This is a genomic window from Marmoricola sp. URHB0036 (assembly GCF_000426045.1).
GTDB lineage: Bacteria > Actinomycetota > Actinomycetes > Propionibacteriales > Nocardioidaceae > Marmoricola.
The window spans coordinates 1-16989 of the sequence record NZ_AUEP01000008.1 but is presented as its reverse complement, the minus strand read 5'-3'; the positions used below and the strand labels follow the sequence as shown (position 1 = coordinate 16989).

The 16989-nt window shown below is 69.1% G+C and carries 18 protein-coding genes; 3 read left to right on the top strand and 15 right to left on the bottom strand.

Translation table 11 applies throughout. The features are described from left to right. Positions 1-62 precede the first annotated feature (62 nt). The 10 genes from H976_RS0109620 to pdxT all read right to left on the bottom strand — a co-directional run bounded on the left by H976_RS0109620 (position 63) and on the right by pdxT (position 10302). Positions 63-2381, bottom strand: coding sequence for a bifunctional (p)ppGpp synthetase/guanosine-3',5'-bis(diphosphate) 3'-pyrophosphohydrolase (locus tag H976_RS0109620; RefSeq protein ID WP_027861359.1), 2319 nt, complete (start codon positions 2379-2381; stop codon positions 63-65). Positions 2382-2448: 67 nt separating this feature from the next. Beyond that, a complete protein-coding gene (locus tag H976_RS0109615; RefSeq protein WP_036225699.1) occupies positions 2449-3003 on the bottom strand; it encodes an adenine phosphoribosyltransferase in 555 nt (184 codons plus the stop codon). A 7-nt stretch (positions 3004-3010) separates the two neighbouring features. Next, on the bottom strand, positions 3011-4237 hold the full coding sequence (secF, locus tag H976_RS0109610) for a protein translocase subunit SecF (RefSeq protein ID WP_027861357.1): 1227 nt from the start codon (positions 4235-4237) through the stop codon (positions 3011-3013). After that, positions 4237-5925 carry a protein translocase subunit SecD gene (gene secD, locus H976_RS0109605; protein WP_027861356.1) on the bottom strand — a complete coding sequence of 563 codons (1689 nt, stop codon included), beginning with the start codon at positions 5923-5925 and terminating at the stop codon, positions 4237-4239. Before secD ends, secF begins: the two co-directional genes overlap by 1 nt. Positions 5926-5939: 14 nt before the next feature. After that, the gene (yajC, locus tag H976_RS25535) at positions 5940-6269 is read right to left on the bottom strand and encodes a preprotein translocase subunit YajC (RefSeq protein WP_051276608.1); all 330 of its coding nucleotides are present in this window, start codon (positions 6267-6269) and stop codon (positions 5940-5942) included. Positions 6270-6414: 145 nt separating this feature from the next. Further along, a complete protein-coding gene (gene ruvB, locus H976_RS0109595; RefSeq protein WP_027861355.1) occupies positions 6415-7500 on the bottom strand; it encodes a Holliday junction branch migration DNA helicase RuvB in 1086 nt (361 codons plus the stop codon). Between the two features lie 4 nt (positions 7501-7504). Then, positions 7505-8113 (bottom strand): Holliday junction branch migration protein RuvA, encoded by a 609-nt coding sequence (ruvA, locus tag H976_RS0109590; RefSeq protein WP_027861354.1) that lies wholly within the window; start codon positions 8111-8113, stop codon positions 7505-7507. Continuing rightward, positions 8110-8652 (bottom strand): crossover junction endodeoxyribonuclease RuvC, encoded by a 543-nt coding sequence (ruvC, locus tag H976_RS0109585; protein ID WP_027861353.1) that lies wholly within the window; start codon positions 8650-8652, stop codon positions 8110-8112. The genes ruvA and ruvC overlap by 4 nt, the downstream gene beginning before the upstream one ends. Before the next feature lie 251 nt (positions 8653-8903). After that, on the bottom strand, positions 8904-9668 hold the full coding sequence (locus tag H976_RS0109580; protein WP_027861352.1) for a YebC/PmpR family DNA-binding transcriptional regulator: 765 nt from the start codon (positions 9666-9668) through the stop codon (positions 8904-8906). A gap of 25 nt (positions 9669-9693) precedes the next feature. Continuing rightward, positions 9694-10302, bottom strand: coding sequence for a pyridoxal 5'-phosphate synthase glutaminase subunit PdxT (pdxT, locus tag H976_RS0109575; protein WP_027861351.1), 609 nt, complete (start codon positions 10300-10302; stop codon positions 9694-9696). 103 nt (positions 10303-10405) lie between these two features. Here pdxT and H976_RS0109570 point away from each other — a divergent pair, with 103 nt between their 5' ends. Then, positions 10406-10792, top strand: coding sequence for a glyoxalase superfamily protein (locus tag H976_RS0109570; protein WP_036225696.1), 387 nt, complete (start codon positions 10406-10408; stop codon positions 10790-10792). Between the two features lie 198 nt (positions 10793-10990). Here the strand turns inward: H976_RS0109570 and pdxS are convergent, their stop codons facing one another. Continuing rightward, positions 10991-11908 (bottom strand): pyridoxal 5'-phosphate synthase lyase subunit PdxS, encoded by a 918-nt coding sequence (pdxS, locus tag H976_RS0109565; RefSeq protein WP_036225694.1) that lies wholly within the window; start codon positions 11906-11908, stop codon positions 10991-10993. Between the two features lie 45 nt (positions 11909-11953). Further along, positions 11954-12574, bottom strand: a complete 621-nt coding sequence (gene pgsA, locus H976_RS0109560) for a phosphatidylinositol phosphate synthase (RefSeq protein ID WP_027861348.1) — start codon at positions 12572-12574, stop codon at positions 11954-11956. A 105-nt stretch (positions 12575-12679) separates the two neighbouring features. Between pgsA and H976_RS30880 the strand changes: the two genes are divergently transcribed. Then, the gene (locus H976_RS30880) at positions 12680-12808 is read left to right on the top strand and encodes a hypothetical protein (RefSeq protein ID WP_255337296.1); all 129 of its coding nucleotides are present in this window, start codon (positions 12680-12682) and stop codon (positions 12806-12808) included. After that, complete coding sequence (locus tag H976_RS0109550) at positions 12805-13953, top strand: N(5)-(carboxyethyl)ornithine synthase (protein ID WP_027861347.1); 1149 nt, start codon at positions 12805-12807, stop codon at positions 13951-13953. Before H976_RS30880 ends, H976_RS0109550 begins: the two co-directional genes overlap by 4 nt. Here H976_RS0109550 and H976_RS0109545 read toward each other — a convergent pair. From H976_RS0109545 to H976_RS0109535, 3 genes are all read right to left on the bottom strand, one after another. Next, positions 13946-14479 (bottom strand): HIT domain-containing protein, encoded by a 534-nt coding sequence (locus H976_RS0109545; RefSeq protein ID WP_027861346.1) that lies wholly within the window; start codon positions 14477-14479, stop codon positions 13946-13948. The two genes, H976_RS0109550 and H976_RS0109545, sit on opposite strands and share 8 nt — an antisense overlap. Beyond that, on the bottom strand, positions 14476-16452 hold the full coding sequence (gene thrS / locus H976_RS0109540) for a threonine--tRNA ligase (RefSeq protein ID WP_027861345.1): 1977 nt from the start codon (positions 16450-16452) through the stop codon (positions 14476-14478). The genes H976_RS0109545 and thrS overlap by 4 nt, the downstream gene beginning before the upstream one ends. A 90-nt stretch (positions 16453-16542) precedes the next feature. Beyond that, on the bottom strand, positions 16543-16770 hold the full coding sequence (locus H976_RS0109535) for a DUF2510 domain-containing protein (RefSeq protein WP_027861344.1): 228 nt from the start codon (positions 16768-16770) through the stop codon (positions 16543-16545). Positions 16771-16989: the final 219 nt, after the last annotated feature.

The following is a 16989-nucleotide window of genomic DNA, read 5'->3' as shown; positions in this document are numbered from 1 at the left end:
GGGTGAAATTTCACCCCTCCACTCGAAGGTTGGCCAGTCGCCCGGCCAAACCGCCAAGCTGCCTAGTGGGTGACCCGGTAGGCGTCGAAGACTCCGTCCACCTGACGGACGGTCTTGAGGATGGCGCCGAGGTGCTTGGGGTCGCCCATCTCGAAGGCGAAGCGGCTCTTGGCCACGCGGTCGCGGTTGGTGGTCAGGCTGGCGGAGAGGATGTTCACGTGCTGGTCCGAGAGGGCCATGGTGATGTCGGAGAGCAGCCGGGCCCGGTCGAGGGCCTCGACCATGATCTGCACCAGGAAGGTCGACTGCGAGGTCGGAGCCCACTCGACGTCGGCGAGTCGTTCGGGTTGGCTGAGCAGCTGGGTGGCGTTGGTGCAGTCGCGGCGGTGCACCGAGATGCCGTCGCCGCGGGTGACGAAGCCGAGGATCTCGTCGCCGGGGACGGGGGTGCAACATCGCGCCAGCTTCACGAGTACGTCGGTCGCACCCTTCACCACCACACCCGAGTCGTGACCGGCGGAGCTCCGGCGGCGCGGACGGGTGATGGTGACGGCCTCGGCGAGGTCCTCCGCTGCTCCCGCGTCGCCACCGGACACCTCGATGACCTTGCGTACGACGGTCTGGGCTCCCAGGTTGCCCTCGCCGACCGCGGCGTACAGGGCTGACACATCGGCGACCCGCAGCTCGTTGGCGACCTGGGTGAGCGACTCGTGGGTCATCACCCGCTTGAGCGGCAGGCCCTCCTTGCGAAGGAGGCGGCCGATCTGCTCCTTGCCCTGCTCGATGGCCTCCTCACGCCGCTCCTTGGTGAACCAGTGGCGGATCTTGCTGCGGGCTCGTGGTGACTTGACGAACTGCAGCCAGTCGCGGGACGGCCCGGCGTTCGGGGACTTGGAGGTGAACACCTCGACCACGTCGCCGTGCTCGAGGCCGGACTCCAACGGCACCAACCGGCCGTTGACCCGGGCGCCGATGGTGTGGTGGCCGACCTCGGTGTGGATGGCGTAGGCGAAGTCGACCGGCGTCGAGCCGTTGGGCAGGCCGATCACGTCGCCACGCGGCGTGAACACGAACACCTCGGCGCTGTTGATCTCGAAGCGCAGCGAGTCCAGGAACTCCCCCGGGTCGTCGACCTCGTGCTGCCAGTCGAGCAGCTGCCGCAGCCACTGCATGTCGGACTCGCTCGCGTCGGGTGCCTTGCCCTCGGTGCCGGCGCGCACGTCCTCCTTGTACTTCCAGTGGGCGGCGACGCCGTACTCCGCGCGACGGTGCATGCCGATGGTCCGGATCTGCATCTCGACCGGCTTGCCGGACGGGCCGATCACGGTGGTGTGCAGCGACTGGTACATGTTGAACTTCGGCATCGCGACGTAGTCCTTGAACCGGCCGGGAAGCGGGTTCCACCGGTTGTGCAGTACGCCGAGCACGCCGTAGCACTCGGGGTCGCTGTCGACGAGGATGCGAATGCCGACGAGGTCGTAGATGTCGGAGAACTCGCGGCCGCCGTGGATCATCTTCTGGTAGATCGAGTAGTAGTGCTTCGGTCGCCCGGTCACCCGCGCGTTGATCTTGGAGCTGCGCAGGTCCTTCTCCACCTGGGTGATGACCTCGGCCAGGAACTGGTCGCGCGACGGCGCCCGCTCGGCGACGAGCCGGACGATCTCGTCGTAGATCTTCGGGTGCATCGTCGCGAAGGCGAGGTCCTCGAGCTCCCACTTCAGGGTGTTCATGCCCAGCCGGTGGGCCAGCGGCGCGTAGATCTCGAGGGTCTCGCGCGACTTGCGTTCCTGCGTCTCCTGCTTGACGTAGCGCAGGGTGCGCATGTTGTGCAGCCGGTCGGCGAGCTTGATGACCAGGACGCGGATGTCCTTGCTCATCGCGACGATCATCTTGCGGATGGTCTCGGCCTGCGCGGAGTCGCCGTACTTGACCTTGTCGAGCTTCGTCACGCCGTCGACCAGCAGCGCGACCTCGTCACCGAAGTCGGAGCGCAGCTGGTCGAGGGTGTACGCCGTGTCCTCGACGGTGTCGTGCAGCAAGGCCGCCACGAGGGTCGGCTCGGTCATGCCGATGTCGGCCAGGATCGTGGTCACCGCGAGCGGGTGCGTGATGTAGGGGTCGCCGCTCTTGCGGGTCTGGCCGTGGTGGTACTTCTCGGCGGTGTCGTAGGCGCGCTCGAGCAGGGCCAGGTCGGCCTTCGGGTGGTTGGCCCGGACGGTGCGGAACAGTGGCTCCAGCACCGGGTTGCCGACGGAGCTCCGGGTGCCGATCCGGGCAAGGCGCGCGCGCACGCCGCGGCCGGTGAGCGAGGATCGCTCCTGCGGCGCAGCGCTCTCGGTCCCCTCAGTGGCGGGGTCCGTCACCACCCGGTCTTCGGCCATCCGTCCCTTCCCTCGAGCTCAGGTGGCAAGTCTAGTTGCGACGGGAAGGGGGTCGGGGCGTCGACGGTCAGACCGTGTGCAGCACGGTCAGCGGCAGGTCGCCGATCGCCTCGCGGCCGGAGAGGAAGCTCAGCTCCAGGAGCATGGCCAGGGCGTGCACGGTGCCGCCCCCCTGCTCGACGAGGTCGGCGGTCGCACGCGCGGTCCCGCCGGTCGCCAGCACGTCGTCGATGACCAGGACGCGGTCGCCCTCGTCGAGGGCGTCGAGATGCATCTCGAGGGTCTCGCTGCCGTACTCGAGGTCATAGCTCACCGCGCGGGTCTTCCACGGCAGCTTGCCGGGCTTGCGGACCGGCACGAAGCCGACGCCCAGCGACAGCGCCACCGGCGCGGCCAGGATGAAGCCGCGTGCCTCCATGCCGACGACCTTGTCGACCACGACCTCGCCGTCGGCGTCCCGACCGGCCCGGGCCAGGGCGTCGACGACCAGGGTGAAGGCCACGTGGTCGTCGAGGATCGGGGTGATGTCCTTGAAGGTCACCCCCGGCTTCGGGAAGTCGGCGATGTCCCGCACCCGCGAGGCGATGAGGTCACTGAGGCCCTCGGCCTCGCTCACGGTCATCGACGGCTCACTTGTTGCGCTTGGAGCGCGGCTGGCGCGTCGGCTGGGCGCGCCCGGCCGAGCCGGTGCCGCCCAGCGGCTTCTTCGACGTCGGCACCACCCGCCCGGAGCCGGAGGCCTCGGGCCGTCGGGGAGCCCGGGCCGGACGCTCCGTGGTCTCGTCGGTCTCGGGGTGGACGTCGTCGTCCTCGTCGTGCACCGGCATCCCCTCGGAGAACGACGGCACGTTGGCGTAGCGGTCGACCTCCCGGCGGGAGCGCGCCTTGGCGCGGGCGTCCTGCTGGGTGATCTCCTTCTCGTTGCTCTTCAGCTGTACGGCGAGCGGGGTCGCGATGAAGATCGACGAGTAGGCGCCGGCGGCCATGCCGACGAAGAGGGCAAGGGAGAGGTCCTTCAGCGCGCCCGACCCGAGCGTCACGACGCTGACGTAGAGGATCGCTCCGACGGGGAGCAACGCGACGATCGAGGTGTTGATCGACCGCACCAGCGTCTGGTTGACCGCGAGGTTGGCCAGCTCGGCGTACGTACGTCGGCCCTTGCTCAGGTTCTTGGTGTTCTCGCGCACCTTGTCGAACACGACCACGGTGTCGTAGAGCGAGAAGCCGAGGATCGTCAGCAGACCGGTGACCGTCGCCGGCGTGACCTCGAACCCCGAGAGGGCGTAGACGCCGATCGTGATCACGATGTCGTGCGCCAAGGCCACGATGGCCGCCACCGACATCTTCCACTCGCGGAAGTAGGCCCAGATGAACAGCACCACCAGGACGAGGAAGACGACGAGGCCGGTGAGCGCACGCTTCGCGACCTGTTCACCCCAGCTCGCGCCCACCTCGGTGGCCGAGATGTCGTTCTTGGCGTCGACGTTGACCGCCTGAGCGATCGCCTGCGTCACCTGGTCGGCCTGGTCGCTGCTGAGCCCCTCGGTCTGCACGCGGATCGTCTCGCCCGAGGTGTTCACGATCGGGGAGGCGGCCGCGTCGATGCCGGTGTCGGCCACGGCGGTGGCGATCTTGTCGACGTTGGCCTGGTTGGCGTCGCCCGCAGCGACGCTGACGTTGTACTCGACGCCGCCCTCGAACTCGATGCCGAAGTTGAGGCCCTTGAAGTAGAGCCCCGCGACGGCGAGCAGCACGATGATCCCGGAGATGGTGTACCAGAGCCACTTGCGGCCGACGAAGTCGATCGAGACGTCACCGTCGTAGAGGTCGTTGCCGAGCCTGCTGAGCCGGCCCATCAGGCCCTCCCTCCAGCGACGTGGACGTGCGGTCCCTCGTCGATGCCGAGCGACGAGCGGGACAGCCCCGAGAAGCGGCTGCCGCTGTTGAAGAACGTGTAGCGCGCCAGGATCGTCATGGTCGGCTTGGTGAACCAGAAGAACACCGCGACGTCGATGATGGTGCTGACGCCGAGCGCGAACGCGAACCCGCGGACGACCCCGATGGCGAAGATGTAGAGGACCACCGCCGCGAGGAGCGAGACGGCGTCCGCGGCGAGGCAGGTGTTCCTGGCTCTCGCCCAACCCGTCTCGACTGCCACCCGCATGGACCTACCCTCGCGCATCTCGTCACGTATTCGTTCGAAGTAGACGATGAACGAGTCGGCGGTGATGCCGACGGCGACGATCAGACCGGCGATGCCGGGAAGGGTGAGTGTGAAGCCGGCGGACTTGGCGAGCACGAGCACGACGCCGTAGGTCACGATGCCGGCGATGATCAGCGAGGCGACCACCACGAGTCCCAGGCCGCGGTAGTAGATCATGCAGTAGATCATCACGATCACGAGCCCGATGATGCCGGCGTAGATCCCCGCGGAGAGCTGGTCTCCGGCGAGCGACGGACCGATGGTCTCGACGCTGGTGCTGAACCGCAGCGGGAGGGCGCCGTACTTCAGGGAGTTGGACAACGAGCGCGCCTCGGACTCGCTGAAGTCGCCGGTGATCTGGGCGTTGCCGTCCAGGATCGGCTCGTTGACGCCGGCGTAGGAGACGACCTGGCCGTCCAGCACGATCGCGAAGGTGCCGTTGTTGTCGTGGAGCTGGGTGCTGACCTTGCCGAACACCTCGGGGGCCTTGCCCTTGAAGGACAGGTTGACGGCGTACGTCGTGCCGTTCTGCGGGATGCCGTAGGAGGCCGACTTGAGGTCGGTGCCCTCGATGACGGCGTTGGACAGCAGGAACTTCTGGCCCTTGTCGTCACAGGTGATCAGCGGCTGGTTGGGGTTGTCAGCGACGGGGGCGGCCGCCTTGCCCTTGTCCGGGCACTCGAAGGCGGCGAACTTCTTCAGCCACTCCTCCCCCGGGTTCTGCGCCCAGGCGACCGGGTTGGTCACCGGGGCTCCCTTGGCGGTGGTCGTCGGCGCCTGCGAGGCGGGCGGTGTCGAGGGAGTGACCGGCGACGGGCTGGTCGTCGCCCGAGGTGCGGCGAACGGCGCCGGACGAGGGTTCTGCGAGGCCGGGTTGGCGCTCTTCTTGCTGGTGGGCTTCTTCGACGGGGTGGCCGACGGAGATGCCTTCTCAGACGGGCTCGGGGACGCGCTGGGCGAGGCTGCCGGTCGGCCCGGCTGTGGCGAGCCGGCCACGATGCGGAAGCGCAGCTGGGCCGTGCGCTTGACCGAGTCGACGAGGTTGGAGGCGTTCTTGCCGGGGATCTCGACGATGATGTTGCGGTCACCCGAGGTGGAGACCTCGGACTCCGAGACACCACTGCCGTTGGCGCGCGCCTCGACGATGGCGGCGGCCTGCTTGAGCTTCGTGGGAGTGACGCCCTTCTCGACCGCCGACAGCGTGATCCGGGTGCCGCCCTCGAGGTCCAGCCCCAGGCGAGGCTTCCAGGTCTGTCCGAGCGCGGCCAGCCCGTAGAGGACGAGGATCGCCAGCCCGAAGATGAGCAGCGTCCGGCCCGGCCGGGGGGTCTTCTTCGCCACGGTGTTGGTTCTCCTCAGTCCTCGGCCTGGGTGGGACCGGTCGATTCGCTCGGGTCGGTGGGTGCGGAGTCCGCGGAGTCAGGCAGGTCCTCGACACGGCGTACGACGACCTGGCGGGCCACTGTGAGGACGGTGCCCGGAGACACCTCGATCTCGGCCCGCGTGTCGCTCAACGAGCGAATGGTCCCGAAGATCCCCGCGGACAGGACGACTTCGTCCCCCACCTCGAGGTCCCGCTGCAGCTGCTCCACCTTCTTCTGCTGGCTGCGCGCCGGGCGCATCACGATGGCCCAGAAGGCGATCATCGCCGCGACAATCACGAGCAGCTGCGCGTAGGCAGGCACGTCTCACGTCTCCAATACGAGGGAACAAGGTCCTTGGGTGCGCCGACTCCGGCCAGATCGCGCGGCGAAGTCCGGTCAGGCACCGAAGGTGAAGTGTAACTGGCATCACGGGAGGAGTCGGACTCCGGCTCACCCGGGCTCGGGATCAGTCGGACTCTGTCTCGAAGAGCGTCGGGTCGGCGTTCCAGGCGCTCTCCGGCGCGGTCATGCCGAGATGTGCCCAGGCGGCTGCGGTGGCCACCCGTCCGCGCGGCGTACGCGCCAGCAGGCCACGGCGGACCAGGAACGGCTCGGCGACCTCCTCGACGGTCTCGCGCTCCTCGCCGACGGCCACGGCGAGGGTGCTGACGCCGACCGGACCGCCACCGAAGCGCCGACAGAGGACGTCGAGCACGGCTCGGTCGAGCCGGTCGAGTCCGGACTCGTCGACCTCGAAGAGCTCGAGCGCTGCCCGAGCCAGGTCGCGGGTGACCACGCCGTCGGCGCGTACCTGGGCGAAGTCGCGGACCCGGCGCAACAGCCGGTTGGCGATGCGCGGCGTGCCCCGCGACCGCCGGGAGATCTCCGAGGCGCCGTCGGGCTGGAGCTCGACGTCGAGCAGCCCTGCGGAGCGGCGGACGATCCTCTCGAGGTCCGCGGGCTCGTAGAACTCGAGGTGTGCGGTGAAGCCGAACCGGTCGCGCAGTGGACTCGGCAGCAAGCCGGCGCGGGTGGTGGCCCCGACCAAGGTGAACGGCGGGATCTCCAGCGGGATCGCTGTCGCCCCCGGCCCCTTGCCGATGACGACGTCGACGCGGAAGTCCTCCATGGCCATGTAGAGCATCTCCTCGGCCGGCCGCGACATCCGGTGGATCTCGTCCACGAACAGGACGTCACCGTCGTTGAGGCCGGAGAGGATCGCTGCCAGGTCGCCGGCGTGGGTGATCGCCGGCCCGCTGGTCAGTCGCAGGGGCGCGCTCATCTCGGCGGCCACGATCATGGCGAGGGTGGTCTTGCCGAGCCCGGGCGGGCCGTTGAGCAGCACGTGGTCGGGCACCCGCTGCCGCGCACGCGCTGCCTCGAGCAGCAGGGAGAGCTGTTCGCGGACGCGCTCCTGCCCGACGACCTCGGCGAGCGTGCGCGGCCGGAGCGCCGCCTCGACGACGCGTTCGTCACCGTCGGCGTCGGCCGTGGTGAGCGGGCGGCTGGTCATGTAGGCCAGCTCGGCCTCGTCGAGCTCGGACTCGTTCATCGACTCAGGCCTTGCTCAGCGTGCGGAGGGCCGACCGCAGCAGCCTGGCCACGTCGGGGGTGTCCATCTGCTCGGCTTCCGGCGCGACGTCGGCGACGGCCCGGTCTGCCTCCTTGGTCGACCAGCCGAGGCCGATCAGGCCGGCCTGCACCTGGCCCTGCCACTCGAGGGAGCGGCTGCTCGGTGCGGTGGCGTGGCCCGACACCTGCCCGGGCGAGCCGATGCGGTCGCGCAGCTCGAGGATGATGCGCTGCGCGCCCTTCTGGCCGATGCCCGGCACGGTGGTGAGCGTCTTGACGTCGTCGCCGGCCACCGCCCGTCGCAGCGTCTCGGGTCGGTGCACCGCCAACATCGCCTGGGCCAGCTTGGGGCCGACCCCACTGGCGGTCTGCACGAGCTCGAACATCTGCTTCTCGTCCTCGTCGGCGAACCCGAACAACGTCATCGAGTCCTCGCGCACGACCATGCTGGTCGGCAGGGTCGCCTCTGTGCCGGTGCGCAACCCGGCCAGGGTGTCCGGCGTGCACTGGAGCTCGAGGCCGACTCCGCCCACCTCCAGCACGGCCGAGGTCAGGCCGAGAGTGGCCACCCGCCCTCGCACGAACGCGATCATCGTCGCAGTCCCCTTCCTTGCACTGCTGCTCCCTGCGCCGCCATCGCGGCCTCGATCCGGGTGGCCGCTCCCCCGCGCCAGATGTGGCAGATGGCCAGGGCCAGCGAGTCGGCGGCGTCGGCCGGCTTCGGCGTCTCGGCGAGCCGGAGCAGCCGGGTCACCATCGCGCCGACCTGCGCCTTGTCGGCCCGACCGCTGCCGGTGACGGCTGCCTTCACCTCGCTCGGTGTGTGCAGGGCCACCGGCAGGCCGCGCCGTGCGGCCACCAGCAGGGCGATGCCGCTCGCCTGAGCGGTGCCCATCACCGTCTTGACGTTGTGCTGGCTGAACACCCGCTCGACCGCCACCGCATCGGGCTGGGTCGCGTCGAGCCACTGCTCCAACCCGGCCTCGATCAGGCACAGGCGCTGCTCGATCGGCAGCTCCGCACCCGTCCGTACGACGCCCACGTCGACCAGCGTCAGGGGTCGACCCACCGAGCCCTCCACGACTCCCACGCCGCAGCGGGTGAGCCCGGGGTCGATGCCGAGCACGCGCATGCTGGCTCCTCGCGGTCGTCCGAACAGGTGTTCGCACCACGCTAGGCGGCGTACGCCCGATCCGGGTGGAGGCACGCCGGACGTCGAGGCCGCCCCCGACCGCCTGGGTCGGGGAAGCCGAGCACGTCGGGCGAGAGGACGAACCGGACAGGGCGGGAGGGCGATCCTGGAGGCGGTCGCCCGAATCATCGGTGGCCCGGCACCAGTTTCCCCGGGCACCCGGGGAAACCGCCGCCGCCACGCGACGCCGGTCAGGCGTCGAGGGACTCCATGATCTCGTCCGAGACGTCGAAGTTGCCGAACACGTTCTGCACGTCGTCGAGGTCCTCGAGCGCCTCGACCAGCCGGAACACCTTGCCGGCGCCGTCCCGGTCGAGCTCGACCTGCATGCTCGGCAGGAAGGAGGCGTCGGCGGAGTCGTAGTCGATGCCGGCCGCCTGCAGGGCGGTGCGGACGGCGACGAGGTCGGTGGCCTCCGAGACGACCTCGATCGACTCGCCGAGGTCGTTGACCTCCTCGGCACCGGCCTCCAGGGTCGCCTCCAGCACGTCGTCCTCGTCGACGTGCTTGCCCTCCTGCTCGGTCGGCACGATCACCACGCCCTTGCGGTTGAACATGTAGGACACCGAGCCGGGGTCGGCCAGCGAGCCGCCGTTGCGGGTCATCGCGGTGCGCACCTCCATGGCGGCACGGTTGCGGTTGTCGGTGAGGCACTCGATCAGGAACGCCACGCCGTTGGGCCCGTAGCCCTCGTACATGATCGTCGTGTACTCGGCGCCGCCCGCCTCGGCTCCCGAACCGCGCTTGACCGCACGGTCGATGTTGTCGTTGGGGACCGAGGACTTCTTGGCCTTCTGGATCGCGTCGTAGAGCGTCGGGTTGCCGGCCACGTCGCCGCCGCCCATCCGGGCCGCGACCTCGATGTTCTTGATCAGCTTGGCGAACATCTTGCCGCGACGGGCGTCGATGACGGCCTTCTTGTGCTTGGTCGTCGCCCACTTGGAGTGGCCTGACATCAGCGCGTTCCTTCCCTTGCGTGCCTCAGCGTCCGGTCGCCGAGACGACGAGGTCGCAGAAGATCCGGTGGATGCGCACGTCCTGCCCCACCTCTGGATGGAAGGACGTGGCCATCAGCGGACCCTGCCGGACCGCGACGATCCTACCCACGGCCTCTCCGCTGCCGACGCGGGCGAGGACCTCGACGCCCGGACCCACTGCCTCCACCCACGGCGCGCGGATGAAGACCGCGTGCACCGGCTCGTCCAGCCCGGCGAACTCGAGGTCGCCCTCGAAGGAGTCGACCTGTCGGCCGAAGGCGTTGCGGCGCACCGTGATGTCCAGGCCGCCGATGGTCTCCTGGCCGACGACGCCGTCCTCGACCCGGTCGGCCAGCATGATCATCCCGGCGCAGGTGCCGAGCACCGGCATCCCGGCGTCGACCCGTTTGCGGAGCGGCTCGAGCAGCTCGAAGATCCCCGCCAGCTTGGCCATCGTCGTGGACTCCCCGCCGGGAACGATCAGGGCGTCGCAGGCCTCGAGCTCCGCCGGGCGGCGTACGGCGCGGTGGGCGAAGCCGAGTGACTCGAGGGCGGCCAGGTGCTCGCGTACGTCGCCCTGCAGGGCGAGGACTCCGATGGTGGGCGTGGACACGCCTCGAGTCTAGGAGTGCCGAGGATCGGTCGGCCATCAGGAACGAACCCTTCCTGATGGGTTCCTAGGGTGAGGTCACACCGACCCGACAAGGAGAAACACCATGGTGGACTACCGCATCGAGCTCGTCATCCTCCCGGTCAGCGACGTCGACCGGTCGCGCGCCTTCTACGGCGACACGCTGGGCTGGCCCGTCGACCACGACCAGACCGTCGACGAGAACATCCGCTTCGTCCAGGTCACCCCGCCCGGCTCGGCCTGCTCGATCGCCTTCGGCCGGGGGCTCAGCGAGATGGAGCCGGGCAGCCTGCGTGCCCTCCAGGCCGTCGTCGGCTCGGCCGAGGACGCGCTCGCCGACCTCACCGCTCGCGGGGTGGCTGCCGACGGAGTCGACGAGCAGGCGTGGGGCCGGTTCGTGAGGTTCGCGGACCCCGACGGCAACACCTGGACCCTGCAGCAGCTGCCGGACTGGAGCCAGCGCGCCGAGTGACTGATCGACCCTGCGAAAGGCTCCGAAACGACCTGGGAAAGCCAACGTCCCGATGAGGTGCCTCCCCCGCGGCGGCACCCCACCGGGACTGGTGGGTTGATCGCAAAAGCCTGCGATGTGAGAGAAGGATGACTCAGGAAAACGGACAGTTGCGGTTGTTTCCGACAAATGGTTCAAATGGTCTATACCAGACAGCCGTTACCAGCCGCGTTCGGCCAACCGGTGCGGCGCCGGGACGTCCTCGACGTTGATGCCGACCATGGCTTCACCGAGGCCTCGGGAGACCTTCGCGACGACGTCGGGATCGTCGTAGAAGGTGGTCGCCTTGACGATCGCCTCGGCCCGCTGGGCCGGGTTGCCGGACTTGAAGATGCCGGACCCCACGAACACTCCCTCGGCCCCGAGCTGCATCATCATCGCGGCGTCGGCCGGCGTGGCGATGCCTCCGGCGGTGAAGAGTACGACGGGCAGCTTGCCGCTCGCCGCGACCTCGACGACCAGGTCGTACGGCGCCTGCAGCTCCTTGGCCGCGACGTAGAGCTCATCGGCAGAGAGCGAGCCGAGCCGACGGATCTCGGCCCGGATCGTGCGCATGTGGGTCACCGCGTTGGAGACGTCACCGGTGCCGGCCTCGCCCTTGGAGCGGATCATCGCCGCCCCCTCGGTGATCCGGCGCAGCGCCTCGCCGAGGTTGGTGGCCCCGCAGACGAAGGGGATCGTGAACGCCCACTTGTCGATGTGGTTCGCGTAGTCGGCCGGGGTGAGCACCTCGGACTCGTCGATGTAGTCCACGCCCAGGCTCTGCAGGACCTGCGCCTCGGCGAAGTGGCCGATGCGGGCCTTGGCCATCACCGGGATCGAGACCTGCTCGATGATGCCGTCGATCATGTCCGGGTCGCTCATCCTCGAGACGCCGCCCTGGGCACGGATGTCGGCCGGCACGCGCTCGAGCGCCATCACGGCCACCGCGCCGGCGTCCTCGGCGATCTTCGCCTGCTCCGGGGTGACCACATCCATGATCACGCCGCCCTTGAGCATCTCGGCCATGCCGCGCTTGACGCGCGAGGTGCCGGTCTCGGGCGAGCTCTGCGGGAGCGATGAGGGGATCTCTGCCATACCCCGAATGCTACGTCCGGCAGCGGGCTCCGCCGTACCCGGGCCTCAGGCCTCGGGGACGCCGGCGATCGCCTGCTGGCGGACCATCCAGATGCGCTGGAGCACGGTGATCGTGATGGCGACTGCCAGGCCCCACAGCGTGATCTCCAGGAGGATCGGCAGGTTCCACCAGTCCGACACCCCGGCGGCCACCAGGATCGCCACGGTGCGGTCGGCCCGCTCGGCGATGCCGCGGTTGGCCTGCATCCCCAGGGACTCGGCCCTGGCGCGCGCGTACGACGTCACCGCACCCATCACCAGGCAGTACAGACTCAGGCACAGGTAGAGGTAGTCATCGCCGGGTCCGGCGAAGTAGAGCACCAGCCCGCCGAAGATCGCAGCATCGCCGATCCGGTCGAGCGTCGAGTCGAAGAAGGCACCGAACTTCGAGACCCGGCCGGTCTTGCGGGCCATCGCGCCGTCGATGAGGTCGCTGAAGATGAACAGGGTGATGAACAGCACGCCGCCCAGCAGGTAGCCCTGCGGGAAGAAGATCAGCGCCCCCGCCGCCACGCCCACCGTGCCGACGAGCGTGATGACGTCGGGACTGATCCCGAGCCTGATGAAGAGGTTGACGAAGGGCGCCAGCATGACGCCCTGCCAAAAGGTCTTGAACCGGTCCAACATGTCGCGAGCACGCTACCGGGTCCGGGCCCACGTCCCGGGACCGACACCGGCGAGGGCGTACCGTCGCAGTACGGAGCCAGTCAGGCTTCCCACCTGGGAGTCCCCATGAGCGACAAGTCGCCACGCAAGACCATGTCCAAGAAGTCCGGCAAGTCGATCAAGGAGAAGCGCGCCGAGAAGCGCGCTGACGCCCAGAGCGAGCACGACCGCCTGCACGACCCCAAGAAGAAGTGACCTCGGCGCCGCTGAGCCTGGGCGTCGTCGGGTCGTCCACCAAGGAGAACGAGCACAGGCTCCCCCTCCACCCCGAGCACCTCGCGCGGATCCCGAGCGCGCTTCGGCAGCGGATGACGCTCGAGCACGGGTACGGCTCCCGCTTCAGGTACGACGACAGCGAGCTCGCCGACCTCGTGGCCGGGTTCGCGAGCCGCGAGGAGATCCTCACGGGCTCCGACGTCGTGGTGCTGCCCAAGCCCCAGCACGAGGACGTCGCGATGATGGGGCCGGGTCAGGTCCTGTGGGGTTGGCCGCACTGCGTGCAGGACCCGGTGATGACCCAGCTGGCCATCGACCGGCGGCTGACCCTGATCGCCTTCGAGGCGATGAACCACTGGACCGTGGACGGCGCCGTGGGGCTGCACGTGTTCCACAAGAACAACGAGCTCGCCGGCTACTGCTCGGTCCTGCAGGCACTCGAGCTCACCGGCCTCACCGGCGACTACGGCCGCCGCCTCAGCGCAGTGGTGATCGGGTTCGGAGCCACCGCGCGAGGTGCCGTGACCGCCCTCAACGCCCACGGGGTGCACGACGTCGCTGTCCTCACCAACCGGGGCGTGGCCGCCGTGGGCTCCCCGATCCACCGGGTGCTGATCAGGCAGTTCGACCACGACCCCGAGCCACCCCACCTCAGCCACGTGATCACCGATCGTGGTCGGGTGCCGCTCGCCGGATACCTGGCCGAGAACGACATCGTGGTCAACTGCACGCTCCAGGACACCGCTGCTCCGTTGACCTACCTCGCCTCGGCCGACCTGGCCGGGTTCCGGCGCGGCAGTCTGATCGTGGACGTGTCGTGCGACGAGGGCATGGGCTTCGAGTGGGCGCGGCCGACGACCTTCGACGAGCCGATGTTCACCGTCGGCAACGCCATCGACTACTACGCGGTGGACCACAGCCCGTCGTACCTCTGGAACTCGGCGACCTGGGAGAACAGCGAGGCACTCCTACCCTTCCTCCCGATCGTGATGAACGGCCCGGGCGCCTGGGACGGCGACGAGACGATCAGCCGGGCGATCGAGATCCGCGAAGGACAGATCGAGAACCCGGCGATCCTCAGCTTCCAGAAGCGGGCGGCGGAGCACCCCTACCTGGTCAGCTGACCTGCTCGGGCCACGCCTCGGCGATCAGCTCGCGCGTGTCGGCGAGGAGCTGCGGGAGCGTCTTGGTGGCGCCGACGATGGTGATGAAGTTGGCGTCGCCCGACCATCGGGGCACGACGTGCTGGTGCAGGTGGTCGGCCAGCGAGCCGCCGGCGATGCCACCGAGGTTCAGCCCGACGTTGAAGGCGTGGGGTCCGCTGACCTCCTTGAGCACCCGGATCGCCTGCTGGGTCATCGCCATCAGCTCGGCTGCTTCCTCCGGGGTGAGCTCCTCGAGCTCCGCGACGTGGCGCAGCGGCAGCACCATCAGGTGTCCCGGGTTGTACGGGTGCAGGTTGAGTACGGCGAAGCAGTGCTCCCGGCGAGCCACGACGAGGCTCTGCTCGACGGGCAGGTCCTCCATCGCGCAGAACGGGCAGCCGGCGTCGACCGGGTCTCGTGGTGCGACGTACGCCATCCGGTGCGGGGTCCACAGACGGTCGAACCCCTCGAAGCCCATGCGGTCCACGCCGCCGGGATCGCTCACACCTGGACCCTCTGTGCCACGGCCTCTGCCACCCGCTTGATCGCCTCGTCGACCGGCACGCCGTTGTCCTGGTGGCCGTCGCGGTAGCGGAAGCTCACCGCACCCGCCTCCACGTCGGTGTCGCCGGCGATGATCATGAACGGCACCTTCTGCAGCTGCGCGTTGCGGATCTTCTTCTGCATCCGGTCGTCGGAGTCGTCGACCTCGACCCGCAGGCCTTCGGCCTTCAGGCGCGCGGCGATGTCGGCGAGGTAGTCGTTGTGCCGCTCGGCGATCGGGATGCCGACGACCTGGACCGGCGCGAGCCATGGAGGGAAGGCGCCGCCGTAGTGCTCGGTCAGCACGGCGACGAAGCGCTCGATGGAACCGAACAGGGCGCGGTGGATCATCACCGGCTCCTGACGGCTGCCATCGGCGGCGGTGTACTCGATGCCGAACCGGGCCGGGGTGTTGAAGTCGAGCTGGATCGTGGACATCTGCCAGGTCCGGCCGATGGCGTCGCGTGCCTGCACCGAGATCTTGGGACCGTAGAAGGCAGCACCGCCCGGGTCGGGGACCAGGTCCAGGCCCGAGGCCGTGGCGACCTCCTCGAGGGTGCGGGTCGCCTCCTCCCAGGTGGCGTCGTCGCCGACGTACTTCTCCTCGTTCTTCGTGGACAGCTCGAGGTAGAAGTCGTCGAGACCGTAGTCGCGGAGCAGGTCCAGGACGAAGGTCAGCAGGCTGGCCAGCTCGTCGCGCATCTGGTCGCGCGTGCAGTAGATGTGTGCGTCATCCTGCGTGAAGCCACGGGCCCGGGTCATGCCGTGCACGACGCCGGACTTCTCGTAGCGGTAGACGGTGCCGAACTCGAAGAGTCGCAGCGGCAGCTCACGGTAGGAGCGTCCGCGCGCACGGAAGATCAGCGTGTGCATCGGGCAGTTCATCGGCTTGAGGTAGTAGTCGATGTCGCCGTCGAGCTGCATCGGGGGGTACATCCCGTCGGCGTACCAGTCGAGGTGGCCGGAGGTCTCGAACAGCTGGCCCTTGGTGATGTGGGGGGTGTTGACGAACTCGTAGCCGGACTCGACGTGGCGACGGCGGGAGTAGTCCTCCATCTCCTTGCGGAGCACCCCGCCCTTGGGGTGGAAGACGGCCAGCCCCGACCCGATCTCGTCGGGGAAGCTGAACAGGTCGAGGTCGCGGCCGAGCTTGCGGTGGTCCCGGCGCTCGGCCTCCTCGAGGCGGTGGAGGTGCTCGTCGAGCGCCTCCTTGCTCTCCCAGGCGGTGCCGTAGATGCGCTGGAGCTGCTTGTTCTTCTCGTTGCCCCGCCAGTACGCCGCGGCCGTGCGCATCAGCTTGAAGGCCGGGATGCGCTTGGTGGTCGGCAGGTGCGGTCCGCGACAGAGGTCCTTCCAGGCGACCTCGCCCTTCCGGTTGATGTTGTCGTAGATCGTCAGCTCACCGGCACCGACCTCGGCGCTGGCTCCCTCGGCCGCGTCGGCGGCCGAGCCCTTGAGCCCGATCAGCTCGAGCTTGTAGGGCTCGTCGGCCAGCTCTGCACGCGCGTCGTCGTCGGAGACCGGCCGGCGCGAGAAGCGCTGGTTCTCCTTGATGATCTTGCGCATCCGGCTCTCGATCTTCTCGAGGTCCTCCGGGACGAACGGGGTCTCGACGTCGAAGTCGTAGTAGAAGCCGTTCTCGATCGGCGGCCCGATCCCGAGCTTCGCGTCGGGGAAGAGGTCCTGGACGGCCTGGGCCATCACGTGTGCCGTCGAGTGCCGCAGGATGTCCCGGCCGTCCGCGCTGTCGATCGCGACCGGCTCCACCTCGTCACCCTCGGCGATCTCATGGGCCAGGTCGCGCAGCGTCCCGTTCACCCGGGCGGCGATCACCTCGGGGTTGTCCTGGTACAGCTCCCAGGCCTTGGTGCCCGTGGTCACCGTCTGGTCCTCACGCCGGTCGGCGTGCACGAGGACGACGTTGATCTGGGACACGGGTGGCTCCTGGCGCTCAGGGGGTGGGAGTCGAACCCGGCGATCGTATCGACGGCGTGCCGAAACCCCGCAAACGGTCGAGGCGTGGCCTCAGTCCGGCAGCGACTCGCTGTCGACCTCGTCGTTGGCCTTAGGCGCCGGAGGGGCCTCGTGCTCGGCGCGCCGTTGGGAGACGATGCGCAACCCCGACGACGGCGGACCCGACTCGGGACGACCGTCCACCACGCCGTCCACGTCGACCCACGCGTGGCCGTCCCAGTAGCGCCTGCCCCCGGGGGCCTTGGGGTCGCGGTACCAGCCGGGCGGGGAGGGCTCCATGGCTGTGCACGCTAGTTGTCGCACGCGCCGGCCCGAGCGACAACGCGAGACACGCACACGGCTGGTCTAGGCGTCCCCGCGAAGGCCGCGTTTGAAAACCGCGAAACGGGTGAGCCTGCCCGCTGCGCCGCCGGGCCGGCGCCTCGAAACTGGTGGGCGATACTGGGTTCGAACCAGTGACCTCTTCGGTGCAGACGGCAGAGCCGCGCTACCACGGCG